Origin of the sequence: Orbus hercynius (assembly GCF_003634275.1) — a bacterium.
In the GTDB taxonomy this organism is placed as follows: Bacteria; Pseudomonadota; Gammaproteobacteria; order Enterobacterales; family Orbaceae; genus Orbus; species Orbus hercynius.
The window spans coordinates 123836-140729 of record NZ_RBWY01000004.1; the positions used below are offsets into that span (position 1 = coordinate 123836).

Genomic DNA, 16894 nt, shown 5'->3' on the forward strand with positions numbered 1-16894 from the left:
CAATTTTACTCAGTGATAAATCAGTTATGAATTAATTAAAGCCATATTTTACCTGATCTTTACTATTTAAGAAAACCAGAATTGGCTTTAAATATTTTAATCGTGCGTAATTAATATCGATTCATCGATTTGTCTATCGATAAGGCCCAATCATCAATACCGCCTTTTAAGCTATAAATATGGTCAGATTCAAAGCCATTATGGACTAAATAATGTGCAACATTTAAACTACGAACGCCATGATGACAATAAATAACAATTGATTTATCATCAGGAATGCGATCTAAATAAATTGGTATAAGATTCATCGGTATATGAACAGAACCAGCCAATTGACAGATCTCAACTTCGTGTTGTTCACGCACATCGAGTAAAAAAACATCCTTAGAGCGCATGTTCAACATCTCAAGCAATTGCTGACTTGTTATTTCATCTATCGTTATGTTTGTCATTTACGTTTATCTCATTAAATAATATTTCGCGTTGATATGCTAATAACGCTTTAAGCTGCCTAACATAACGTAACTCAATGCCCCTGTAAAACAATTTTATCAAAAGAAACAATTTCACAAGAGCATACTTTATTTCATCACCATCATGACATGATGATATTCGAAAGTAAGGCATCACTTTCATATTATGCATTTAATGCTTTAGTAATTTTCTCAAACAGATCACGAGATAAGTTATCCAATTTTAATAATTTTTCCAAAGCTTGATGCATTAAGTTTGCCCGCTTTTCATCATAACGTTGTAAGCGAATCAAGGGATCAATCAGCCGAGATGCAACTTGTGGATTCTTGTGGTTCAGCTCAGTGAGCACCTCAACAAGAAAATCATAACCACTGCCATCTAGTGCATGGAAAGCAACCGGGTTGTTGTTCACAAATGCCCCAATGAGTGAACGAATACGATTAGGGTTGTTAAGCGTAAATGAGCGATGATTGAGTAATGTTCTGACATTAGATAGTGCATCATGCTGTGGGCTAGTTGCCTGTAACATAAACCATTTATCCATGACTAAACCATCTTGATGCCAGCGCTGGTCAAAATCACTGAGTAGTTCATCTTTACAAACTAAGAGTGCTTTAACCGCGGCATTTAACGCCGCTAAGCTATCGGTCATATTATTTGCTTGTTGATATTGCTGTTTGACCAAAGCACTGACTGTAGTTTTATCATCAGCAAAGGCGAGCAAATATAAGCAACTATTTTTCAATGCACGCTTGGCCATATCGCCATACTCAACACGATAATCTGCGGTTTTATTGTTCATATACACCGCATATAATTCATCAAACATTTCATTGGCAAAAGTAGTCAGTAAGAACTGACGTATCGCATGGATAGCATCTGGATTAACGACTTTAAACTGATTGGCGATTTCGTTTTCAGAAGGTAATGTCAAGATTTGCGCAATCAAGGCTGCATCCAAAGAACTGGATAATAGTACTGCTCTAAAGGCATCAATAACTGACTCAGGTAAACTCAAGGTGATTTTGTGCTGGTAATTGCTAACATTTTTAACAATGTATTTTGTTAACAGCATCTGCGCAGCGTCATAGCGGTTAAACGCATTGGTGGCATGCTGCATCAAGAAAATAAGTTCACTATCTTGATAATCATAATGCAACTTAACTGGCGCCGAAAAATCACGTAGTAATGCAATCACGGGTTTTTCACTGACACAATCAAAAACAAACATCTCTTGTGCTTGATGTAGATTCAGTACATTATCAATCTTATGACCATTATATTGTAATGGGATGATTTGACCATTGGCGGCATAAAGTTCAATATCAAGTGGAATATGTAATGGTTTTTTCTCTTGCTGATCCGTTGTCGCTGACGTTTGTTGCTTAACGGTTAACGTATATTGTTGACGATTAGCGTCATACTGATCAGTAATGGTCAATTCTGGCGTACCAGATTGGCTATACCATAATTTAAAATGGGTTAAGTCAATTGCCGATGCATCTTGCATCGCTTGTACAAAATCATCACATGTTGCCGCACTGCCATCATGACGCTCAAAATAGAGCCTCATACCTGCCTGAAACTTATCTTCACCTAATAATGTGTGCATCATGCGAATGACTTCCGCACCTTTTTCATAAACGGTGACAGTATAGAAATTATTCATCTCGATAACTTGTTCTGGGCGGATAGGATGCGCCATCGGACTGGCATCTTCAGCAAATTGAACTGAACGAAGAATTTTGACATCATCAATACGTTTTACTGCACGTGATCCCCTATCAGCACTAAACTCTTGATCGCGAAAAACCGTCAATCCTTCTTTTAAGCTGAGTTGAAACCAGTCGCGACAGGTCACGCGATTACCGGTCCAGTTATGAAAATATTCGTGCCCGATGACCCCTTCTATTCCTAAATAATCATCATCTGTTGCGGTCTGGGGTTTCGCTAATACGTATTTTGAATTAAATACATTTAATCCTTTATTTTCCATCGCGCCCATATTGAAGAAATCAACGGCCACAATCATAAAAATATCCAGATCATATTCAAGACCAAAACGCGTTTCGTCCCAACGCATCGCATTTTTTAAACTGGTCATTGCCCATTCACTGCGCGCCAAATTACCTTTATCAACGTAGATTTCTAAAGCGACCTTACGCTGAGAGGCAGTAATAAATTGATCTCGCAGCACATCAAAATCGCCCGCGACTAGGGCAAAAAGATAACACGGTTTTGGAAACGGATCTTGCCATTGCACCCAATGCCGACCATCATCAAATTCACCTTGCGCAATACGATTACCGTTAGAAAGTAAATACGGAAACTGGATTTTATTGGCGGTAATACGCGTACTAAAGCGAGCAAGTACATCCGGTCGATCTAAGTAATAAGTAATGTGCCGAAATCCTTCTGCCTCACACTGCGTACATAACGCATCACCAGAAAGATATAACCCTTCTAACGCTGTATTGTTGATCGGTGCGATTTCATTAACGATAGTTAATGTAAATTCGCTAGGCACATGATAGATTTCAATTCCGCGACCAGTCAGCTGGTAATCTTGCCAAGGAATATCATTGATATTAATTGCAAGCAGTTTAAGATCTTCACCATCAAGTACTAGCGTCGTCGCAGTGGCATTATGTTGAATGACCTGGCTTCTTGCGGTCACCGTGGTGATTTCGGGCGACAATTCAAAGTCAAGATCAATATCGGTAATCATAAAATCGGGTTTTGTGTAATCTAAACGATATTTAGTAACGGGTTGATTTGAATTCATAACAGGCCTTTTATCTTGAAAAAATTAACACAATACTATACGAAATAACAATAATCATCATTAAATAATATACTCCTTAATTTTTATTCTGCTATAATCACCAGACTTTTCATGCAAATATAATTAATCAATTTACATGCAATCACCAATATTAACATCGCTGTTAGATACGGATGCGTATAAATTACATATGCAACAAGCCGTTTTCCATCATTATGCTGATGTCACTGTTGCAGCGGAATTCCGTTGTCGCAATCAAGAACAATTAGGCCAATATGTTGATGAAATTAAGCATCAAATCCATTTAATGGAAAAATTGCGTCTCACTGATGACGAATTTCATTATTTACAATCACTACCTTATTTCCATCTTGATTATCTAAACTGGTTGAAAAATTGGCATTATGACAGTCGATTAGTCAGCATCGAAAATAAGCAAGGTCAGCTATCGATTCGTATTGAAGGAAAATGGCTTGATGTTATTTTATGGGAAGTGCCACTGTTAGCTGTTATTAGTGAAGTTGTCCATCGCGATCGTACACCTGAGATTGGGGTAAAAGAAGCAATTGCACATTTACAGCACAAGCTAAGCAAATTTCATCAATACAGTGATGAATTCGATATGTCAGGGTTTCACCTGTTAGACTTTGGTACAAGGCGTCGTTACTCTTTTGCGGTACAAAAAGCCATTGTGGGTTATTTAAAAGATCACTGTTCGTATTTTAATAGCACCAGTAACTATTTATTAGCTTATCAAAATGCGCTTACACCAGTTGGTACGCAAGCCCATGAATGGTTTCAAGCACACCAACGCTTAGTGAAAAATTTAGCTGATTGCCAGTCCAAAGCGCTGCAAGTCTGGTTAGATGAGTACCCACATGATTTAGGTATTGCACTCACCGATTGTATTACGATGGATGCCTTTTTAAATGATTTTACTTACCACTTTGCAACGCGTTACCAAGGCCTCCGTCATGATTCTGGTGATCCAATCGAGTGGGGTGAAAAAGCAATTGCCCACTATAAAAATTTAAATATCGATCCTAAAACAAAATTACTGGTGTTTTCCGATAGTTTAAATTTTGATAAAGCAATTAAGATTTATCGCCATTTCTACAATCGTGTTAAACTGTCTTTTGGTTTAGGTGGGCACCTTGCTTGTGATATCCCTAAAACAGAAACGTCCAATACACAATCACTCAATATTGTCATTAAACTCGTTGAATGTAATGGTCAATCTGTTGCAAAATTATCAGATAGTCCGGGGAAAACAATCTCACAAGATATCGAATTTATTAAAGAGTTAAAAAAAACATTTAATGTCACACCGAGTTAAATAACGAATTTATGGAAACGAAAAAAATGAGCGTAATTGCACCCATTACAGATGTATTACAAGGCAAAATTGCCGTCGGCAGTATCGTAACTGTTCAAGGTTGGATTCGAACGCGTCGTGATTCAAAGGCGGGAATCTCATTTCTGGCTATTTATGACGGATCATGTTTTAATCCAATTCAAGCGGTAGTTGAAAATACTTTAGCAAATTATCAAGAAGAAGTATTAAAACTAACAACGGGGTGTTCTGTTGCCGTTACTGGTAAAGTAGTCGAAAGCCCAGGTCAAGGTCAGCAATTTGAGCTACAAGCAACGGCACTGAAAGTGTTTGGTTTTGTTGAAGACCCAGAGACGTACCCGATGGCGGCTAAACGTCATTCAATCGAATATTTGCGCGAAGTTGCTCATTTACGCGCACGTACCAATATTGTTGGCGCCATTACGCGTATTCGTCATACGTTAGCCCAGGCAATTCATCAGTTTTTCGATGAACGCGGATTCTTCTGGATTTCAACACCAATTATTACCGCTTCAGATACTGAAGGCGCCGGTGAAATGTTCCGCGTCTCAACACTTGATTTAGTCAACCTTCCTAAAACGGAAGCGGGTAATATTGATTTTGATAAAGATTTCTTTGGTAAAGAAGCCTTTTTGACCGTATCTGGTCAGCTCAATGCCGAAACCTATGCCTGCGCACTCTCTAAAGTGTACACGTTCGGTCCAACATTTAGAGCTGAAAATTCAAATACCACTCGCCATTTGGCCGAGTTTTGGATGATGGAACCTGAAGTGGCTTTTGCTGATCTTAATGATGTCGCTAAACTTTCTGAAGATTTACTAAAATATGTTTTTAAAACCGTGCTTGAAAAACGCTTTGATGATATGCAGTTTTTCGCTGAACATGTTGATAAGGAAGCCATCACTCGTCTTGAGAATTTTGTCAGCTCAGATTTTGCCCAGATCGATTATACCGATGCCATTACTATCTTACAAAATTGCGATGCCTCCTTCGAAAACCCAGTGAGCTGGGGCATTGATTTGGCATCTGAGCATGAACGCTACTTAGCTGAAAAACATTTCAAAGCGCCAGTTGTCGTTAAAAACTATCCTAAAGATATTAAAGCATTTTACATGCGTATGAATGAAGATGGAAAAACGGTTGCTGCGATGGACGTACTTGCACCAGGTATTGGTGAAATTATTGGTGGTTCGCAGCGTGAAGAACGTTTAGATATGCTTGATATACGTATGCAAGAGATGGGACTTAATAAAGAAGACTACTGGTGGTATCGCGATTTACGTCGTTATGGCACAGTGCCTCACGCTGGATTTGGCTTAGGTTTTGAACGTTTGATTGTGTATATTACTGGTGTACAAAATGTGCGGGATGTTATTCCATTCCCAAGAACACCACGAAATGCAAATTTCTAATATTAGAATAATATATAGACTATTAAACAGGTGCAAATACGCTCATTTTTTAAGCAAACAAGCGTTATTTTAGAGTTAGACAGCTTGTTTTGCTAAAAGTTCACTTGATTTAAAAAAAAAATCAAGTTAGTTTATATGAGTGAATTAAATCTATGATTACTTATGGTGAGTGGTCATTAATAACAAACGACACCAAATGCTTAATGGCAGCGGCCTAAAAGCAGTGGCAGGTGTCTTGATAACAACTCCAATGAGGGTATAAAATGAAACGTAATCTATTAGCTATCGCTATTCCAGCTCTTTTAGTTGCTGGCGCGGCAAACGCATCTATCGAAGTTTGGAACAAAGATGGTAACAAACTAAATGTAAATGGCCGTGTATATGCATTAAACTATGTTGGTAAACACGACAACACTGTTGACGGTAACGGCGACAAAACTACTGCACGTATCGGTTTCACTGGTGAAACTCAAGTGACTGACTGGTTATCTGGTTATGGTCGTTTTGAGTGGGAAACTGCAACAGGTTCTGATGCAAGCAACGAAACTCGTTATGCATTTGCAGGTTTAAACTTTGGTCAATACGGTTCTTTCGACTACGGTCGTAACGACGGTGTGTTAAAAGCATTAACTGCTTACACTGACGTATTACCTGAATTTGGTGGTGATGCATCTAACAACTCTTTATACCTATTATCTGCACGTACTAGTGCTGTAGCAACTTACCGTAACAACGGTTTCTACGGTTTAGTTGATGGCTTAGACTTCGCTGTTCAGTACGGTGATAACAAAGATATTAACTCAGTTGAAACGACTGGTAGCGATGAAAAAGGCTTAAATGGCGGTAAAGAAGCTTACGGTTTCAACGCACAATACGCTATCCTAGATACTGGTCTATCTGTTGGTGCTGGTTATACACAAACTTCAGGTAGCGATGATAATAAAGCTTGGTCAACAGGTCTTAAATATGATGCATATAACTTATACTTAGCAGGTCTTTATATTGAAGGACAACAAAAAACTGCTATGGGTTCTCAAGTTATTAGTCAAGCGTTAGCGACTAAAGATAAAGTTAAAGTTAAAGGTTTTGAACTAGTTGCACAGTACGGTATCGACTTTGAAGTAGGTCGTTTAACTCCATCTTTAGCTTATGTTCAACACCAAAGTAAAGATGCTGCTGATGCGATTAGCGGTTCAAGCAAATACCTTGCTAAATATGTTGAAGTTGGTATGCAATATGACTTTAACAAAAACTTAACTGCAATCGTTGACTACAAAATCAACTTACTTGACAGCGATGATATCGGTGCTCAAGGTAAAAACGGTAATACTAAAGACACCGTTGCTTTAGGTTTAATCTACCAATTCTAATTAAATCGTTACTGGTTTAATCAAAATTGTAAAAGGCACTTCGGTGCCTTTTTCTTTATCAAAAAAATGATGAATTGAGTTTTACAACATCGATAAATTTAAGATTAAACTGACTTAAAATAGTCGATATCGATAAAACGGAGATTATGGATATGAAATTGACAACACGCCTACTCAAAGCACGAAAAAATATTGCACTAGTTGCTCATGATCATTTAAAAGATTCGTTATTAAACTGGTGTAAAACCAATAAAACACACCTTGCAAATCATGATCTTTGTGGTACGGGAACAACTGGGACACTAATTAAAAATGAAACAGGCCTCAACGTTCAAGCCATGCTAAGCGGTCCAATGGGCGGCGATCAGCAAATTGGCGCATTAATTGCTGAAGGCAAAATTGATATATTGATCTTTTTTTGGGATCCTCTTAATGCCGTTCCTCATGACCCAGATGTCAAAGCCTTACTACGCCTTGCAACCGTGTGGAATATTCCTGTTGCAACCAATCCAGCCACAGCAAATGCCTTAGTTCAATCCTCTTTATTCACTAACGAAGTACTGATTGATATTCCCGATTACCAACAGTACCTAGCTGATAGAGTAAAATAGATGATCCTATTAAGATCATCAATAAAGATCAAAATAATCTTTATTAAAGAACGATGATTAATTTGGGATTTTATGTAATATCTCAGTAGAATATCGGTTCAATATGATTCTTATCTTTAAAATATTTGCTCACCAGATTTAAATAAAGATGCAGTACCTGATTGCATTTTTTGCCAATTTTCATTCGATGTTAAGGGATTAGTTGCAACGACAGTCACTATATCATTCGGCGTGGTGTGCTGCGCAAAATCAATCTCCATATCTTCATCAATTAATTTTGCTTTACCAAATGGTGATTGACGTGTTATCCAATGAAGATGTGTCGAACAATAAACAAACAGATAACGCCCATCAGAAAATAATAAGTTAACAATGCCGCGCATTCTTAATTCATCTGCGCAGGACTTAACGAAACGGAAAATAGTTGGCCAATTCTTAGGTTTATTAGGATATCGCTGTTGCAGTTTATTTAAAATATAGCAAAATGCATATTCACTATCCGTTTGCCCTATTGGCTCAAAATTACCCAGATCCAATTTTTTATAGTCACTGAGCTGACCATTATGTGCAAATGTCCAGTTTCTACCCCATAATTGTCGCGTAAACGGGTGAGTATTTTCTAATGCAATTTTACCACGATTCGCTTGCCGAATATGGGCAATGACCAGTTGTGACTTAATTGGATAGTCTTCCAACATGCTAGCGATCGGTGAAAAACTGCAAGGCTTAGGATCTTTAAACGTACGGCAACCTTTTCCTTCATAAAAAGCCATACCCCAACCATCCACATGTGGCCCAGTAGCACCGCCACGTTTCGCCAGTCCCCTAAAACTAAAGCAAATATCGGTTGGAATATTTGCACTCATGCCTAATAGTTCACACATATCGCCTACGCTCTGATTGCGAGAGTAAAATTAAATTGTTTTAGCCATTTCTTGTTCAATTAACAGGATCAAAATATGGATCACTTTAATATGAATTTCTTGTACACGATCAGCATAACCAAAGTGTGGCACGCGAATTTCAACATCAGGTGAACCGCCAATTTTACCACCATCTTTTCCTGTTAGCGCAATCACTTTCATCCCTTTCGCTTTCGCGGTATTTATAGCTTTAATCACATTAGCAGAATTACCCGATGTAGAGATACCTAGCAACACATCACCCTTTTGCCCCACTCCCTCGACATAGCGAGAAAAAATGGCATCATAACCAAAATCATTTCCGACACATGATATATGGCTAACATCAGAAATGGCAATCGCTGGATAAGATGGACGATTATCACGATAACGTCCGGTTAATTCCTCTGCAAAATGCATTGCATCACAATGAGACCCGCCATTACCACATGATAATACTTTACCACCGTGTTTAAATGAATTTGCAATTAATAATGCTGCAGCTTCAATTGCCTGTATATTTTTATCATCATTGATAAAATTGGCTAATACATCTGCTGATTGTTGCAACTCTTGACGAATACTATCTAAATACATAATAAAGCCTCATTAACTGATAAAGAAATAAAAAAACCATTGTGAATTATATATTAGTTCAAACGTAAAAAATTACAATATAATTACAGGTATTTAGTAGCTGTAAAGTATTTATGCTATTAGTATATACGGCGTCAATATTATATTGCCAAAAAATTGAGTGGTATAATAAAATTCAATATTTAACTTACAAAATGAGCACCTATATATGACACATAAATTTAAGTCAAGACATAAAGAGTATGCGCTGATATTAGCCCTCATCACTTTACCTATTTTATATCTTTTACAAAATAATGGTAACTTATCAGTCATCATTATTATTAATCTTTTATCATTAGCAGCTATTTTGTATAGTGCCTTTAGCGTTGTGCGTCACGCAGATGTGTTAGCTCATCGACTTGGTGAACCTTTTGGATCGCTTATCTTAAGCTTATCGGTGGTGATTTTAGAAGTCAGCCTTATTTCAGCATTAATGACAACTGGGGATGCAGAACCTACTTTAGTGCGCGATACATTATTCTCGGTTATTATGATTGTTATTGGCGGATTAGTCGGTATTGCTTTACTCATTGGTGGCAGGAAGTTTGAAACTCAACATGTTAATCTAGCCGGTATAAAGCAATATTTGATTTCCATTATTCCACTAGCTTTTATTGTTCTCGTACTACCAATAACACTACCAAATAATACATTCTCACCACTACAAATGGGGATTGTTGCAATATTATCAGCAGCAACCTACGCTGTATTTTTGATAATTCAAACTAAAACCCATCAATCGCTCTTCATCTATGAATATGAAGATGAAGAGAGCGATGATACAGGGCATCACGGCAAACCTTCATCTCATAGTAATTGGTGGCATGCTGTTTGGTTAATTATTCATCTTGTCTCAGTAATTGCAGTAACAAAAATGAATGCAGAGCCACTTGATAAGCTGCTCAATTCACTCAATGCCCCACCCGCATTTACAGGATTTTTAGTTGCTCTACTGATTTTATCACCCGAAGGATTAGGGGCATTAAAAGCCGTAATCAATAATCATGTACAACGCGCAATGAACATCTTTTTTGGATCTGTGATTGCAACTATCTCATTAACCGTGCCAACCGTTTGTTTAATTGCTTACCTAACAGATCAACATCTTGAATTTGGCCTTTCAATGCCAAACGTGGTTATTTTGGCAACAACTATGTTATTATCAGTGGTATCATTTTTAACGGGTAAAACTAATCAATTAAATGGCACCGCTCATCTTGTTGTTTTTATCGCTTATGTGATGGTTTTACTATCGTAAAATAATTGGAGATAAAAAAGCGCTTAATGCGCTTTTTTTTTATTTCAAACCCAATCAAGACGCTAAGACAAAATAAGGTTATTTGATGTGCGGGAATGATTAAGAAATTACTTCATTGTGATCATGAATTAAAGCTGTAGGCTTAACCCATCAAAAACAATTTGATCAATGGCGGTGAGGAAGGGATTCGAACCCTTGATACGTTGCCGTATACACACTTTCCAGGCGTGCTCCTTCAGCCACTCGGACACCTCACCTAATCTTTAAGGCGCATACTATAATGGTGATAAACAAATAGGTCAAGCCATTATTTAGGATGCTTAAAATATTACAATTAGCTTAGTGGCTAACAACAACACTACCAAAAATAGTTAGCATAACAAGCACAGCAACGACAACTGTTAAAGATAATTTTAAATTAGTAGACATGATCATAACTCCTATTTTATTTCAACATCTTGTAAAATGTATAACATATCAGTATCTGACGGAGATAGAGATGATTTAGCTGGTATATAATATTGAGAGAAATCTAATAATATTTCTACCGCTTCATCCAAATAAGCATCAGGCATTTTGAAATCTTTTGGCATCTCATCTAACGTTTTAATTTCAGCTAAATTAGCCCGTTTTAAACGTTCATTCATTCTTAGCAGTGTTTTACTATCATTTTGTTTTTGTTCGGCTTCTCGTACCGCTTTATTTAACGAAACGACATATAAATGATCTTTTTTCGCATTATAATCAACAATATTTTCTTCGATATAATTAAATTCAGGGGAAAGTTTAGCTCTAGCTAAATGTGATTTAATCAACTGAGGTAAGACTGAATTAACATCGAAAAATATTGGATATTTAGCCGCAACAACGCTATCCCAAGGTAAAGCATTATCTAAAAAGCGCTCACCGGTTTCATCAACATATTGTAGTGTGCTCATTTCCAAATCAGGTTTAACACCTTTAAGCTGAGTACTCCCACCATTAATACGGTAAAATTTTTGAATAGTATATTGCACGCCACCTAATTCTGGCCAATCAGGATGAATCATGGCATCAATTGGATAAGCAATATTTCTCGACGTTTGCACCGTACCTTTACCATATGAGTTTTCACCAACAATAATAGCGCGGCCATAGTCTTGTAATGCAGCTGAAAAAATCTCTGAAGCTGATGCACTGTGACGATTGATCATTACCAAAATTGGCCCCTGATATTCAATATTAGAATCTTTATCGTCATAAACTGCCAATTTTTGCATGTTATCTTTTACCTGAACAACGGGACCCTTTTCAATAAATAGCCCGGTCAATGAGATAACTTCAGCTAATGATCCGCCACCGTTATTACGTAAGTCGATAACAATACCTTTCAAGTTTTTTTGATTGGCCTCAGCAAGTAACTGAGCAACTTTTGCTGTTAATCCAATGTAAAAACTTGGAATATCAATCACACCAACATCACCACGTGATGTACTGATAATTGACAATTTTGCTTCTCGGTCTTCAAAATGAATTTTATCCCGAGCAAGTTCAATCACTTTTGGCTGACTATTATTACCTGCAGGTAATATTTCTAACTGAACTATGCTACCTTTAGGACCTCGAATTTTCTCAACAATATCATCCAATCGCCAACCGATCACATCTTCGACTGGTTTACCTTTCTGACCAACACCAATAATACGATCACCAACCGCTAATTGCTTACTTCGTTCAGCTGGGCCACCGGTTACAAAAGACACAATCCGAGTATAATCATCATCTTGAGTTAAAGTGGCACCAATACCTTCAAAAGATAAGCTCATCTCTGAATCAAAATCACGTTTAATGCGAGGGGCTAAATAGCTGGTATGGGGGTCAATTTCTCTGGCAAACGCATTCATAAATACTTGAAATGCATCCTCAGGTTTAGTTTGGATTAACGTTCGTAATATACGATTATATCGTTTTGATAAGATTGTTCGAATTTCATCCTCATTCTTACCACTTAAAGCTAAACTGAGTTCATCATATTTGACTTTCTTACGCCAGAACTCATTGAGTTCCTCTTCTGAAGTTGGCCAAGCCATGTCTTCTCGCTTAAAATCAATTGACTCATCAACGGTAAAATCCATCGGTTGAGCTAAAAGCGAAAGCGCATATTGATAACGTGCAAAGCGTTTCTTTAATGACAAATTATAGATATCAAAAGCAGTACTTAGATCGCCATTACGAAGATTTTGGCCAATTTGCGTCTGTTTTACACGAAATGAATCAATATCACTCTGAATAAAAGTCGCTTTACTGCTATCTAACAATTTGAAATAACGATCAAAAATTTTAGATGAAAAAACACCATCTAAATTAAAATCACGAAAATGAGATTGCGTAAAATAATTAGTCACACGACGTGCAACAACACTATGGGTTGACTCTGGCTCTAATGTCGGTAGCTCATTAATGTTGTAATCTTTAGCTTGCGCAAAGTTATTTATTAATAATATGGCGACAAAAATTATCCCGAATAATCGGGATTTATCAGATAAACAGCGCATGATATTCTTCATTCAAAATCTCATTTTATCGAATCACTAAAGTACAATGTGGTCTGATGTTACTGACAATTCCATACCAGATGACACTTTGACTTTAATGCGTTCTTTATCAATACTCGAAATAACCGCTAAGACCGCTTTGCTACCAAGCATAACTTTAACCGCACAACCGGTTTGCAAAGCCGTGATATCTACAGGCTGTGAAATTTTACTGGAATTCTTTTTTATTACAGCTTTGGGTGAAGTATTCACTCGCTCACGTTCATGTTTTAATTTAGGCATATTCACACGAGAGGGCTTATCTTTCTCAACAGTTTTACGATTCGCTTTTGCTTTTTCTTTACTTTCTTTTAACTGGGCTTGGGCATGCTCGGCTTGCTCTGGCGTAATGACTTCGCAAGGCTGACCATCTAAATCAACTCGATTTGCACCAGTTTTAAGGCAATACAGATACCGCCAACTAGCCGTATACGAACGTAATACTGAACGCAACTTTGTTTTACTTAATTGCTCATCATCCGCTAAGCGCTCAGCTAAATCTTGAAAAATGCCAACTTTGAGTGGCTTAGCCTCACCCTCAATACTAAAACACTGAGGAAAACGATTAGAAAGATATACGATAACTTCTTTACTACTTTTTAATTCTGGCTGCTTATCCATTGATAATTCCATTACAAATAACAACTAGTATTTAATATAACTCGAAACCATGGCTTAAAGTATATCCTAGCTTAAGCCTTTAGCAAATAAATATTAATCAAGAAAATGTTTTTCAATAAATTATTCATTCTCAGTGTCAGCTTGTTCTTTAACAAAACTGACTAATTCTTTGACGCCATTTCTCATTAACCAAACCATCACAGCCTCTTGTTCATCACTTTTTAATCTTAAAAATGCTGATGTCCAAAGTTGCAGTGGTTCAACTGGCGTGATGGTATAAGCCGCAGGAAACTCCTGAGCATGGATCAAGTGTGATTTAACAAAATCAGGTAAACTATCAAAATGATATTCAATTGCTTTACCTTGTACACCACTACGTTTTCGACTTTTCCAACCTTCTACCCGTGCTTTGCGATTAATGCCTTGAATTGTTGATGGCAATCCGTCTATCTCTGTTAATTCTTTTGATGAATACCATATTTTTGCCATTTTTCACCCACATTAAGAAAATAAAGAAAATATATTAAAAATTAAGAAAATATGTTACAATAAAAAGATAACGTATTTATTTTACTCACTTTACTTAATCTATGTACTTACTAAGTTTAGTAACTACACAAAGAGCATATCATAAGTTAGAAAATAAGGAAAAAAATAATGGGGAATTCATCTATAGACTGGCATGCAGCAGATATTATCGCCGCATTAAAGAAACAAGGTTTAACACTATCAGGATTATCTCGTCAATCAGGCCTTAGTTCTTCGACATTAAGTAATGCCTTAGTAAGGCCCTGGACAAAAGGGGAGCGGATCATTGCTCATGCACTCGGCCTAAAACCTGAGCAAATATGGCCTAGCCGTTACATCAACCGTATCAATAATAAACCCATAATAAGAAACTTACGAAAAAAATAAAGCGTTATTCACAAACAAGACTAACTGTGCGTTAAGCCACTTAAGATACATTTTACCAAGTGAAATAACGCACATACAAACCAAAAAGCCATACCATTATCGCTTCTTTTGGCGTAGTATATTGTTATATTCAATAACTTGAGCGAGGTATGACAATGAATACTTTAACACCTGACTTAAATAATCTTCCCCAACAACTAAAAAAGCATTGGGGGTGGTTTGTAACCATTGGCGCTATATTCATTATATTAGGCCTACTAGCCTTATCGTATGAATTTTTTGCTACAGTTTTTTCAATCTACTTTATTGGCGCTTTATTACTACTTGCCGGTATTGCTCAAGCTGTTCACTCCTTTAGAACCAAAGAATTTGGTCAAAGCGCATTATGGGCGGTGATGGGAGTGCTCTATATGATAGCGGGAATTGTGTCTTTTACCCAGCCGATTGCAGCATCGACAGCATTAACACTAATATTATCTTTCTTGCTAATTGTCAGTGGCGTTACTCAAATAATTAATACCTTAAATAATAAAGGATTCCCTAAATGGGGCTGGTGGTTATTTTCGGGTATTATTACGTTAATGTTAGGCGTTATGATTCTTGCTGGTTGGCCATCAAATAGTTTATGGGTATTGGGGATGTTTTTGGGCATTGATTTAATTTTTCAAGGCTGGGCTTATCTTGCCATTGGCTTAGCATTAAAAACAGTCAAAAACTAATCACCAATCTAGCTAATAAAAAAAAACCGTTATATCAACGGTTTTTTTTTATCTTTATTATTTAAAGGTTTTATTGGTTTTTGCTTTCACTTCTCGCATAGTTTGCAAAATGCGGTGATAACTATCAAGACGCCATTTTGCAATTTTATTTTGTTCTGCTGCTTTTTGTAAACCACAATTACGATCTGTTAAGTGATTACAATCGCGGAATTGGCAATCAGAGAGGAAATCATAAAATTCAGGAAATCCCTGCATAACTTGTCCAGGTTCTAAATGCCAAAGACCAAATTCACGAATACCCGGTGAATCAATAATGTCACCGCCGCTAGGTAGGTGATATAAACAGGTTGATGTTGTTGTGTGTTGACCGAGTCCGGAAACCTCAGAGATATCACCAACAATCACCTGATCCGATAGTTGCGGTAATAGTTGATGGATAATACTCGATTTACCAACCCCTGATTGGCCAACGAGTATCGACGTTTTGGCCTGTAGAGTATGTTTAAATTCATCTAATCCCTGTTCATTTTTACATGACAACAACAAAATCCGATACCCTAACTGCTCATAATAATCTAATATACCGACTGTTTCTTGATATTGAACAGTATCTAGCAAGTCGATTTTATTCAAGACGATAATAGGTTCAATCTCAGTCACTTCGCAAGCGACTAAATAACGATCAATAATATTAAGAGACAACTCAGGCAATACCGCTGAAATAATCATAATTTGATCAATATTAGCGGCGACAGCTTTAATACCATCATAAAAATCAGGCCTAACAAGCTCTGATGTCCGCGGATAAACAGCTTCTATCACACCATTGATCTGTGGGTCACTATTTGGACGCCAAATAACCCTATCACCGGTCACTATTGAAACCAGAGTCCGTCGAATATTACAGCGAAACACGTCACCTTGTTGGCTTTCAACTTTAGCAATTTTACCAAAGCGGCTTATGACAACACCATCTTGAGGCGAGAGAAAGTTGTCCAAATCGGACGATTCTTCAGCTTGGTTAAGCCGCTTACTATGTTTTTCTTCAACGCGTCGCTGTTGAACCTTCGATAATCGATTTTTAACCACATATCCTCGATAAACAATTTATGCTATATGTATGCTAATATTATACCTTAAATCAGCAACGGATTCTCTCGCTTTTTACTACTCACACGTTAAGTGTGATCCTTTCTTCTTTAAGATAAAGCCACAATAATATACAAATAAGATATTGAAAGTAAGACTTCGCCTGAAATTT

The 16894-nt window shown here is 37.1% G+C and carries 16 protein-coding genes and 1 tRNA gene; 7 read left to right on the top strand and 10 right to left on the bottom strand.

Annotated features, from left to right (window positions below):
- Positions 1-110 precede the first annotated feature (110 nt).
- Both DES39_RS09535 and pepN read right to left on the bottom strand, forming a co-directional pair.
- A complete protein-coding gene (locus DES39_RS09535; protein WP_211324684.1) occupies positions 111-452 on the bottom strand; it encodes a rhodanese-like domain-containing protein in 342 nt (113 codons plus the stop codon).
- A gap of 185 nt (positions 453-637) precedes the next feature.
- Complete coding sequence (gene pepN, locus DES39_RS09545; protein ID WP_121145557.1) at positions 638-3259, bottom strand: aminopeptidase N; 2622 nt, start codon at positions 3257-3259, stop codon at positions 638-640.
- A 136-nt stretch (positions 3260-3395) separates the two neighbouring features.
- Between pepN and pncB the strand changes: the two genes are divergently transcribed.
- From pncB to DES39_RS09565, 4 genes are all read left to right on the top strand, one after another.
- Positions 3396-4595: a nicotinate phosphoribosyltransferase gene (gene pncB / locus DES39_RS09550; RefSeq protein ID WP_121145558.1), complete on the top strand. Its 1200-nt coding sequence runs from the start codon at positions 3396-3398 to the stop codon at positions 4593-4595.
- Between the two features lie 26 nt (positions 4596-4621).
- Positions 4622-6025, top strand: coding sequence for an asparagine--tRNA ligase (gene asnS, locus DES39_RS09555; protein ID WP_121145559.1), 1404 nt, complete (start codon positions 4622-4624; stop codon positions 6023-6025).
- 263 nt (positions 6026-6288) lie between these two features.
- Entirely contained in the window at positions 6289-7395 is a 1107-nt protein-coding gene (locus DES39_RS09560) for a porin (protein WP_121145560.1), read from the top strand.
- Positions 7396-7547: 152 nt separating this feature from the next.
- Entirely contained in the window at positions 7548-8006 is a 459-nt protein-coding gene (locus DES39_RS09565) for a methylglyoxal synthase (RefSeq protein ID WP_121145757.1), read from the top strand.
- A gap of 116 nt (positions 8007-8122) precedes the next feature.
- On the opposite strand, the gene DES39_RS09570 is transcribed toward DES39_RS09565, so the two are convergent.
- The gene (locus DES39_RS09570) at positions 8123-8890 is read right to left on the bottom strand and encodes a class II glutamine amidotransferase (protein WP_121145561.1); all 768 of its coding nucleotides are present in this window, start codon (positions 8888-8890) and stop codon (positions 8123-8125) included.
- A gap of 30 nt (positions 8891-8920) precedes the next feature.
- Positions 8921-9505 (bottom strand): D-sedoheptulose 7-phosphate isomerase, encoded by a 585-nt coding sequence (gene lpcA / locus DES39_RS09575; protein ID WP_121145562.1) that lies wholly within the window; start codon positions 9503-9505, stop codon positions 8921-8923.
- 208 nt (positions 9506-9713) lie between these two features.
- Between lpcA and chaA the strand changes: the two genes are divergently transcribed.
- A complete protein-coding gene (gene chaA, locus DES39_RS09580) occupies positions 9714-10805 on the top strand; it encodes a sodium-potassium/proton antiporter ChaA (protein ID WP_121145563.1) in 1092 nt (363 codons plus the stop codon).
- 169 nt (positions 10806-10974) lie between these two features.
- Here the strand turns inward: chaA and DES39_RS09585 are convergent.
- From DES39_RS09585 to DES39_RS09605, 5 genes are all read right to left on the bottom strand, one after another.
- Positions 10975-11062 (bottom strand) — tRNA-Ser (locus tag DES39_RS09585).
- An 82-nt stretch (positions 11063-11144) separates the two neighbouring features.
- Positions 11145-11234, bottom strand: a complete 90-nt coding sequence (gene cydH / locus DES39_RS09590) for a cytochrome bd-I oxidase subunit CydH (protein WP_170143384.1) — start codon at positions 11232-11234, stop codon at positions 11145-11147.
- Positions 11235-11245: 11 nt separating this feature from the next.
- Positions 11246-13351 carry a carboxy terminal-processing peptidase gene (gene prc, locus DES39_RS09595; RefSeq protein ID WP_211324685.1) on the bottom strand — a complete coding sequence of 702 codons (2106 nt, stop codon included), beginning with the start codon at positions 13349-13351 and terminating at the stop codon, positions 11246-11248.
- Between the two features lie 24 nt (positions 13352-13375).
- Positions 13376-13999 carry an RNA chaperone ProQ gene (gene proQ, locus DES39_RS09600; RefSeq protein WP_170143385.1) on the bottom strand — a complete coding sequence of 208 codons (624 nt, stop codon included), beginning with the start codon at positions 13997-13999 and terminating at the stop codon, positions 13376-13378.
- Positions 14000-14119: 120 nt separating this feature from the next.
- The gene (locus DES39_RS09605; RefSeq protein ID WP_121145566.1) at positions 14120-14488 is read right to left on the bottom strand and encodes a DNA-binding protein; all 369 of its coding nucleotides are present in this window, start codon (positions 14486-14488) and stop codon (positions 14120-14122) included.
- A gap of 168 nt (positions 14489-14656) precedes the next feature.
- On the opposite strand from DES39_RS09605, the gene DES39_RS09610 reads away from it, so the two are divergent.
- Positions 14657-14914 (top strand): helix-turn-helix domain-containing protein, encoded by a 258-nt coding sequence (locus DES39_RS09610; RefSeq protein WP_121145567.1) that lies wholly within the window; start codon positions 14657-14659, stop codon positions 14912-14914.
- Positions 14915-15069: 155 nt separating this feature from the next.
- Positions 15070-15633, top strand: coding sequence for an HdeD family acid-resistance protein (locus DES39_RS09615; protein WP_170143386.1), 564 nt, complete (start codon positions 15070-15072; stop codon positions 15631-15633).
- Between the two features lie 57 nt (positions 15634-15690).
- Here DES39_RS09615 and rsgA read toward each other — a convergent pair whose 3' ends face one another.
- A complete protein-coding gene (rsgA, locus tag DES39_RS09620; RefSeq protein WP_121145569.1) occupies positions 15691-16722 on the bottom strand; it encodes a small ribosomal subunit biogenesis GTPase RsgA in 1032 nt (343 codons plus the stop codon).
- Positions 16723-16894 lie beyond the last annotated feature (172 nt).

Bases quoted from the DNA above. Each gene is read 5' to 3' on its own strand.
- cydH (WP_170143384.1), bottom strand. From the start codon at position 11,234: ATGTCTACTAATTTAAAATTATCTTTAACAGTTGTCGTTGCTGTGCTT.
- proQ (WP_170143385.1), bottom strand. From the start codon at position 13,999: ATGGATAAGCAGCCAGAATTAAAAAGTAGTAAAGAAGTTATCGTATAT.
- prc (WP_211324685.1), bottom strand. From the start codon at position 13,351: ATGAAGAATATCATGCGCTGTTTATCTGATAAATCCCGATTATTCGGG.
- DES39_RS09615 (WP_170143386.1), top strand. From the start codon at position 15,070: ATGAATACTTTAACACCTGACTTAAATAATCTTCCCCAACAACTAAAA.
- pncB (WP_121145558.1), top strand. From the start codon at position 3,396: ATGCAATCACCAATATTAACATCGCTGTTAGATACGGATGCGTATAAA.
- asnS (WP_121145559.1), top strand. From the start codon at position 4,622: ATGAGCGTAATTGCACCCATTACAGATGTATTACAAGGCAAAATTGCC.
- DES39_RS09560 (WP_121145560.1), top strand. From the start codon at position 6,289: ATGAAACGTAATCTATTAGCTATCGCTATTCCAGCTCTTTTAGTTGCT.
- DES39_RS09535 (WP_211324684.1), bottom strand. From the start codon at position 452: ATGACAAACATAACGATAGATGAAATAACAAGTCAGCAATTGCTTGAG.
- DES39_RS09605 (WP_121145566.1), bottom strand. From the start codon at position 14,488: ATGGCAAAAATATGGTATTCATCAAAAGAATTAACAGAGATAGACGGA.
- DES39_RS09565 (WP_121145757.1), top strand. From the start codon at position 7,548: ATGAAATTGACAACACGCCTACTCAAAGCACGAAAAAATATTGCACTA.
- DES39_RS09570 (WP_121145561.1), bottom strand. From the start codon at position 8,890: ATGTGTGAACTATTAGGCATGAGTGCAAATATTCCAACCGATATTTGC.
- lpcA (WP_121145562.1), bottom strand. From the start codon at position 9,505: ATGTATTTAGATAGTATTCGTCAAGAGTTGCAACAATCAGCAGATGTA.
- chaA (WP_121145563.1), top strand. From the start codon at position 9,714: ATGACACATAAATTTAAGTCAAGACATAAAGAGTATGCGCTGATATTA.
- pepN (WP_121145557.1), bottom strand. From the start codon at position 3,259: ATGAATTCAAATCAACCCGTTACTAAATATCGTTTAGATTACACAAAA.
- DES39_RS09610 (WP_121145567.1), top strand. From the start codon at position 14,657: ATGGGGAATTCATCTATAGACTGGCATGCAGCAGATATTATCGCCGCA.